Source organism: Nostoc sp. LPT, assembly GCF_017115165.1.
Lineage (GTDB): Bacteria > Cyanobacteriota > Cyanobacteriia > Cyanobacteriales > Nostocaceae > Nostoc.
Map to the genome: position 1 here is coordinate 20,882 of NZ_JABXKF010000018.1, position 6,707 is coordinate 27,588.

The 6,707-nt window shown below is 43.0% G+C and carries 8 protein-coding genes, 1 tRNA gene and 1 pseudogene; 2 read left to right on the top strand and 8 right to left on the bottom strand.

Annotated elements, in window-relative coordinates; genetic code table 11:
• Positions 1 to 115: 115 nt before the first annotated feature.
• A complete protein-coding gene (locus HWQ58_RS03455; protein WP_292857769.1) occupies positions 116 to 1,150 on the bottom strand; it encodes a methyltransferase in 1,035 nt (344 codons plus the stop codon).
• Between the two features lie 521 nt (positions 1,151 to 1,671).
• Here HWQ58_RS03455 and HWQ58_RS03460 point away from each other — a divergent pair.
• Positions 1,672 to 2,460 (top strand): hypothetical protein, encoded by a 789-nt coding sequence (locus tag HWQ58_RS03460; RefSeq protein ID WP_292857772.1) that lies wholly within the window; start codon positions 1,672 to 1,674, stop codon positions 2,458 to 2,460.
• A 168-nt stretch (positions 2,461 to 2,628) separates the two neighbouring features.
• On the opposite strand, the gene HWQ58_RS03465 is transcribed toward HWQ58_RS03460, so the two are convergent.
• The 7 genes from HWQ58_RS03465 to HWQ58_RS03495 all read right to left on the bottom strand — a co-directional run bounded on the left by HWQ58_RS03465 (position 2,629) and on the right by HWQ58_RS03495 (position 5,580).
• Positions 2,629 to 2,700 (bottom strand) — tRNA-Asn (locus HWQ58_RS03465).
• A gap of 144 nt (positions 2,701 to 2,844) precedes the next feature.
• The gene (locus HWQ58_RS03470) at positions 2,845 to 3,393 is read right to left on the bottom strand and encodes an NYN domain-containing protein (protein ID WP_292857775.1); all 549 of its coding nucleotides are present in this window, start codon (positions 3,391 to 3,393) and stop codon (positions 2,845 to 2,847) included.
• Between the two features lie 271 nt (positions 3,394 to 3,664).
• Positions 3,665 to 4,342, bottom strand: coding sequence for an ABC transporter ATP-binding protein (locus HWQ58_RS03475; RefSeq protein WP_292857778.1), 678 nt, complete (start codon positions 4,340 to 4,342; stop codon positions 3,665 to 3,667).
• A 13-nt stretch (positions 4,343 to 4,355) separates the two neighbouring features.
• Positions 4,356 to 4,628 carry a hypothetical protein gene (locus tag HWQ58_RS03480; protein ID WP_292857781.1) on the bottom strand — a complete coding sequence of 91 codons (273 nt, stop codon included), beginning with the start codon at positions 4,626 to 4,628 and terminating at the stop codon, positions 4,356 to 4,358.
• 155 nt (positions 4,629 to 4,783) lie between these two features.
• A complete protein-coding gene (locus HWQ58_RS03485; RefSeq protein WP_292857784.1) occupies positions 4,784 to 4,942 on the bottom strand; it encodes a hypothetical protein in 159 nt (52 codons plus the stop codon).
• Positions 4,943 to 4,962: 20 nt separating this feature from the next.
• Entirely contained in the window at positions 4,963 to 5,301 is a 339-nt protein-coding gene (locus HWQ58_RS03490; RefSeq protein WP_292857786.1) for an antibiotic biosynthesis monooxygenase, read from the bottom strand.
• 48 nt (positions 5,302 to 5,349) lie between these two features.
• Complete coding sequence (locus HWQ58_RS03495; RefSeq protein ID WP_292857788.1) at positions 5,350 to 5,580, bottom strand: antibiotic biosynthesis monooxygenase; 231 nt, start codon at positions 5,578 to 5,580, stop codon at positions 5,350 to 5,352.
• Between the two features lie 793 nt (positions 5,581 to 6,373).
• On the opposite strand from HWQ58_RS03495, the pseudogene HWQ58_RS03500 reads away from it, so the two are divergent.
• Positions 6,374 to 6,707 (top strand): annotated as a pseudogene (locus HWQ58_RS03500) (photosystem II D2 protein (photosystem q(a) protein)); the annotation flags it as partial.

Genomic DNA, 6,707 nt, shown 5'->3' on the forward strand with positions numbered 1-6,707 from the left:
TTCTCAGGAAGTGAGTAGACGCTTAACACTACTAGTACAGCACGACGGAAGTAAACCACCCATCCCAAATTAATGAAATCCTTACGAATTACGAATTACAAATTAAGCCAATCCCTTAAATTTTTAGCGCCTCAATAACGCTAATTGGTGACGGGGTTGGAATAACTTGAGTAAGTTGGAAGCCAGCATGAAGCAGTAACACTTGATATTCTTCCTCTGTGCGTTCGCGTCCACCAGTCATAACTAGCATATTCAGGTCAAGCAACTTACCAAAAGAAGATGCATTCCCAGGAGGAATTACTGTCTCAAACAGCAGGAGTGTACCATGCTGTGACATTGCCTGATGACAGTTTTTGAGAATAGCGATCGCTTTTTCGTCATCCCAGTCATGAATGATGTGCTTAAGAAGGTAAGCATCACCACCTGGTGTTACTGACTCAAAGAAATTCCCCGACACTACCGTACAGCGGTCTGCAAAACCTTGTGCTTGCAGGCCAGATTTTGCTTCTTCTATCACCGTTGGTATATCAAAGATAATACCTTTTACAGTCGGATAAGCTTTAAGGATGCTAGTCACCAAACTGCCCTCACCTCCTCCCACATCAACAACAGTGTTGAATGCTGAAAAGTCATAACTGCAAATAATTGCTTCCAAAATGGAAGCTGTTAGACTTGTCATTGACCAATTAAACAACTTGCCAGCTTCGGAGTTTTTAACGTAATGATCCCAAATACTCATTCCAGCGATGTCGTCAAACGCAATCTCGCCAGTTTTGATGCTATGTAGCAGATTACCCCAGCCTAAGTAGTGCACTTGTCCCAGTTCGGAAATGGCAAAAAAACGCAAAGAACCAGGAACATCCGTTTGTAAAGTAGCAGCCAAGGGTGTTAAGCCAAATCGATGATGTTCATCTTCAGCAAATATACCCACACTAGCAAGCGCACGCAGTAATCTGTACAAAGATGGGATGTGAGTATCAGTGATTGCAGCTAGTTCCTCTAATGTCTTTGGCTGTTCTTCAAGGTAGTCAGCAATACCAAGTTTAGCAGCAGCGTAGATTGCTTGTGACACCCAAAAGCCAGAAATCATCTGGAGCATAACATTGGATGCAGGGACTTCAGTACTTGTGCTTGGTTCGAGTGAATTCATATTTTGCAAATTCTTTTCAAAGTTCTGGATTTGTGGGTGTACACAACCACAACTCAATCATATCTGACCACGGGGGCGATAAGTCTCTGGCTTGATGCAGCGCGTATCGCAGACGAAAACACAATACATCTCAATCGATGAGGAAATTATTGATGTCATAATTAATACTTATAAACGGCTCGCTCTTCATCCGAGATGCGATCGCGTATAATTCATCTTTACGACCGACAAACAGCCGGGATATTCAATCATCCCCACAGCCACAAAAGGATTGTCAGGCAGCGCTCCAGAAGTCATGTCAAGCGTTTATCCTAGTTTCAGCTTAAGTGCAATCACCTAAAAGAATAGCACTAGCCCGATAATGTCTTTGCGATCTAGTTCTTATATATGTGCATTTGTCATATAATGACAAGCCACAATGATTCCTAACACGAGATTTAAAACCAAATCATCTCAATTTGCTATGCAAAAATCTAAATTTCGTGTGTGGGCTGCTTTGAGTAAAGACTACAGTTACAACAATGAGACTCAAAATCTTAGAACAAACTCCAACATTATTGAAACTACAACTTAAGCCAGCAGCCATCCTCTACTGGTTATTTGGTGGACTATTTGTGGCAGGAGGCGTTTTATTGATCGCGACACTGGCAAAGACAACTACTTTTACTTGTAATCGGGTTAAACCCACTCAAGAAAGTTGCCAATTAATCACCAAGAGGATTTTAAAATCTCAAGTTAAAACTTGGAATCTCAAAGAGGTGCTAGCTGCAAAACTAGACACTAGTAGGACTGCTGGGAATAGTTATCCCTTGGTACTTCTGACGAGAGATGGTTCAGTTCACATAGATTTAGTAAATGCAGACAGCACTCACAAGGAATCTATGGCTGCACAAATCAACACCTTTCTTAAAAACTCACAAGAACCAAAATTAACTATTCATGAAGATACTCGTTTGTGGACTTATCCTCTAGGTTTATTATTGATTGCAAGTGGTGCTGTTTGCATTATTTATATGCTGATGAATAATATAATTATTTGCATTTTCGATAAAACTCTTGACAAAGCAACTATCGAACGTAAAGGTTGGCTTGGGCAAGAAGTTATTGAAGCTAAACTCTCACAAATATTAGGGCTGAAGATGGATGCAGTTGCAATTGACACAGTAACAGGTACAAGTTCAAGCAGTTATAATATTGTCTTAAACTTGGTATCTGACAAAAATATTTATTTGGCTGCTGGCTCAATGTTTACTGCTAAGAGTGCAGAACAAATCATTGATGCGATCGCCAGTTTCCTGAAATCAGATTAACCTCAGAGCAACGCCTTTAGCACCTTTGCCAAATACTCATACTGCTCTAAAGTATTGCAAAAAGTATTGTAAATCTGTGCCCAAATCCTTACCAAAAGCCGAGTCAAGCGACCACAAACCTCTGATGGATAATTTACAATCCAAAATTTAAAATCTAAAATTGCTAAACTCCCCAGGCTGGATTCGAACCAGCGACCAATCGATTAACAGTCGATCGCTCTACCACTGAGCTACTGAGGATCACTCACGATTTATAATCTTATGGCTAAAAATAGGATTTGGCAAGTACTTTCGCCAATATTTTTTTTAGAAACTTAATTTATAGAATTTTTGCAGCCAAAATCTATTCAGGAACTTAAGCAGAGACTGTTAAATACTAAATACCTACAATCCCATTCGTAATTCAGCTAAACGCTGCCGCGCCTTAGCATCAATGGCATTAGCTAAAAACCTACTCTTAGATTGTTTGCGCGTATGATACTTTTGTCGCATCCGGCAGACAGTAGCTTCCACTTCCCCACAGAGTTGTTGTGCTGACAACCATTCAGCCCCATAGCCTTGTATCATCAGCTGCTGTGCCCGATCTGAAGTAGCAACAATCACACGAGAAATCAAAGATTGAGCTATTTGCTGGCGAAAAGAAGCGCAGGATTTTTCAATATAAGTATCTGCGGTTTGCCCAAAATCAGTGTAATAAACAGATAAAAGCTCAGTAATAACTTCTTTATTACTAGAGGTGTTCTGATATTGGGCATCAAAAACTATCTGAGTTGTGTAACCTTGAAACGCACTATAACCAGTCATCGCTTCCACAAGTTCGCCCCGTGCTGCCTCTAGTCCAACGCTATCACGCGTTTTTTTAAGGCAAGGCCAAGCGCCTATGATATTGTAGCCGTCCACTAACAAAACGGCTTCGAGTAAGGAACGGGGCATGGTTTTTAATCACAATTTTCTAGAGTTAACAAAATTCATTCATAAGTTTTATAATAATTGATGCATTGTCTGTAACACTATGTTACACAGAATAAAAAATACGGTAGCCTCACAAAACTCAAACCTCAGATAGACGCACCAACTTAAAACGCGCCTTTGTTTAAAAGGCGCGTTACAGTTCTTTTTTAGTAGTATTCAGGAGTGCTGAATACAATGAATTTTACTTATTTATTCAGCACTCAGCACTCAGCACTCAGCACTCAGCACTCAATTAAGAGGCTTCGCTGTGTACCTCCATCAGACGTTGCTTAAGACGTTGGGCTTCACCGCTATCTACCAGAGAGCCTTTTTCTAGCAAGAAAGCGCCGTCACAGTAATTTAACTCATCTAATCGATGTGTCACCCACAGGGCTGTAATACCTCGACTTTTCACAAGGCGACGGACACCAGCAACTAAATCCAACTGGCTATCTGGATCTAGTAAGGCAGTGGGTTCGTCTAATAATAAGACTTCACAGCGACGGGCGATCGCACCTGCGATCGCGACTCGTTGTTTTTGTCCCCCAGAGAGTGCATAGATAGGGCGTCGTTGCAGGGTAAGCAAATTCACCGCCCCTAACGCCTCCTCAACCCTGGCTCTAGTAGCAGCAGGTGGCAACTTTTCTTCCACCAATCCAAAAGCCACATCAGCACCAACCGTTGGCATCACCAGTTGATGATCCGGATTTTGGAAGACAAAGCCAACAGGGTGCAAAAGCCGAATTTCGCCAGATTCAGGAGCTAATAACCCTGCTAGCAGTCTCAGTAAAGTAGATTTTCCACTACCATTTGTACCCAAGAGCATCCAAAACTCACCTTTGGGTACTTCTAAAGAGCAAGATTTAATAACTTTCTCTCCATTAGGCCAACTGAAATTTAAATCCTTGACCTCAATGCCCACTTGAGCCATTTGTCAACCTTGGTTACTCAGCAGCTACAGCAAAAAAGCCAGGTGGTCTGCCGCCACCAGGGGTTGTACCATCTTTCTGAACAATCTGCACCCCAGAAATTTCACTAGCGCGGACAGCAATTTTTTTCTCTGTCTTACCCTCGCACTTGAGTTCTACAATGTCAGGGTTCCCAGAACGGATTGCTGCCAAAATTAGCTGATAGACAGCCTCAGCATCCTCTGCTGACTTACGTTGTACAGAGATTGGGAAAGCAGTATTTTTGATGCTTAGGTCGATGGTAAACATTTAGCGTTAATTAAATTTAACTGTAGGACTTATTTTAGCGTCAGCTGACTGATTCTAGGGAAGAGGGCATTGGGGACTTTTGTGCTTACTGTTAGCTGCTCTAATACTTTTCGAACGATTGAGACTGGTGAGTATAGTTATGCCGTACTCTTGCTCTAACTTAGAGGCGACGGCTTCATTCGTTGTCGGTTAATCGTACCCTTGAATTTCGATACAATCTCCGCTTGCGCTCCAGCCTCTTTCAATGCTATTTTAATCGCCATTACCTGCTCGGCATTCACCCCATCTTCTGCCTTTGTTTGTAATGCAGTCATGAATTTCTCCTTCTGGGCGTTTATGCATTCTCAATCACTCGCATGACGCCAAAGGGTTCGACTTTCAGTGTCTTGACACCATAGCGGCTAATCACCTTGTCGATAGCCGTCTGGACTTCATTACGGTTAGATGCCTGAAACGAGTCCCGCCAAACTTGTTTTGATTGCCATTGAGCGTAGTTAACAACCCTCTGTCCATCTTCACTCGCATGGAAATTCGCTGAAACGAACCCGGCGTAACTCTTAAAGTGCTGTTCGACAATATCTGCGATCGCATCAAGAAATGCCTGCTGCGGTGATGGATCGACTGCAAACTCGATCAGCACTGTCAAGAATTGATTTTCCTTGATGGTTGGCATTTTATTTCTTCATAAGTACAATCGCTACGAGATATGCGATCGCACTCGTCAGTAACGTATCTCTTCATCATAAGTAGCCGCGTTGACCTTGATGCCCAAGTCAGTCCAATTTGATAGTCTGTCGATCCCTTTGGCAGATCGGTGTTTCTCTCCGGCATCAATGGCTGCCTTCCAGTCGTCTTGGCTCTCCCATCGGGCGACATTAACAAAGCAAAAGCGCGCATCGGATTGCAAGCTGCGGTAGAGCGCTCCGTCGATAAAACCGGGCTGGCGAATCATGAAATCCTATATCCACCTTCCAATCGCTGATAAACTGCTCGATCGCTTCAGTTGGCACCTCAATCACATTGATCAACGTGATGTGAGCGTTGGTCATAGTCTTACCTCCGTATGACGATACTGCTCAATGACTGCTGTAATCTGTAGTGAAAGGGTGTCTACAATGTGGAAGAGTGGTTGGTGTTATTGGGTTTCGCAGACTCAACCCGACCTAAAATATCTGCGATCGCGGGGACGAGTCACCTCGCTTCTCTACGAGACGCTGCGCGTAGCTTGCTTCCCCAAAGGGGTACACTCCAAATTCAAAATTCAAAATTCAAAATTCAAAATTAATGATCCCCATAATAAATTTAGGGGCTTGTATCATGAGTCGTTTTCGGTCAGCCAAGTCTCAACCAGTACAGAAATCAGCAGCGCACTGAACCCGATTAAACATAAATCCTTCAAGCTGGTAGCTTTTGGCTAATGATCGCTATCCAACTGTTTAAACCTGAATACCCTTTCATGAAGCATTTTGTATCACGATGATTTATCCTATCATCTGCCGACTTCTAAAAACCTGCCCTTGAAAGACTCCCCATTCCTACTCCCCACCTCATTTGGATAAAAAATTAATTTTTATGAGAAAACCCCTAGAAAAATTAGCAATTTACACCTAATATGATTAAAGGTGTGTAAAAAATTGTAAACTAGGTTAACAACCCGGTTAACTTTCTGCTTATGGAAGGCTTTTATATAGCCGTCTATAATAGAGATACAACCTGTACTTATAAACATTTGGAGATTTGCTCTAATGACCATCGCAGTTGGACGCGCCCCCAGTAGAGGGTGGTTTGACGTTCTAGACGACTGGCTCAAGCGCGATCGCTTCGTATTCGTAGGTTGGTCAGGGATACTATTGTTCCCCTGCGCTTTCCTAGCACTAGGCGGTTGGCTGACCGGCACTACCTTCGTCACCTCTTGGTACACACACGGATTAGCCTCCTCCTACTTAGAAGGTGCTAACTTCCTGACAGTGGCAGTATCCACCCCCGCCGACAGCATGGGACACTCCCTATTGCTGTTGTGGGGTCCAGAAGCTCAAGGCGACCTCACCCGTTGGTTCCAATTGGGTGGTTTGTGGCCAT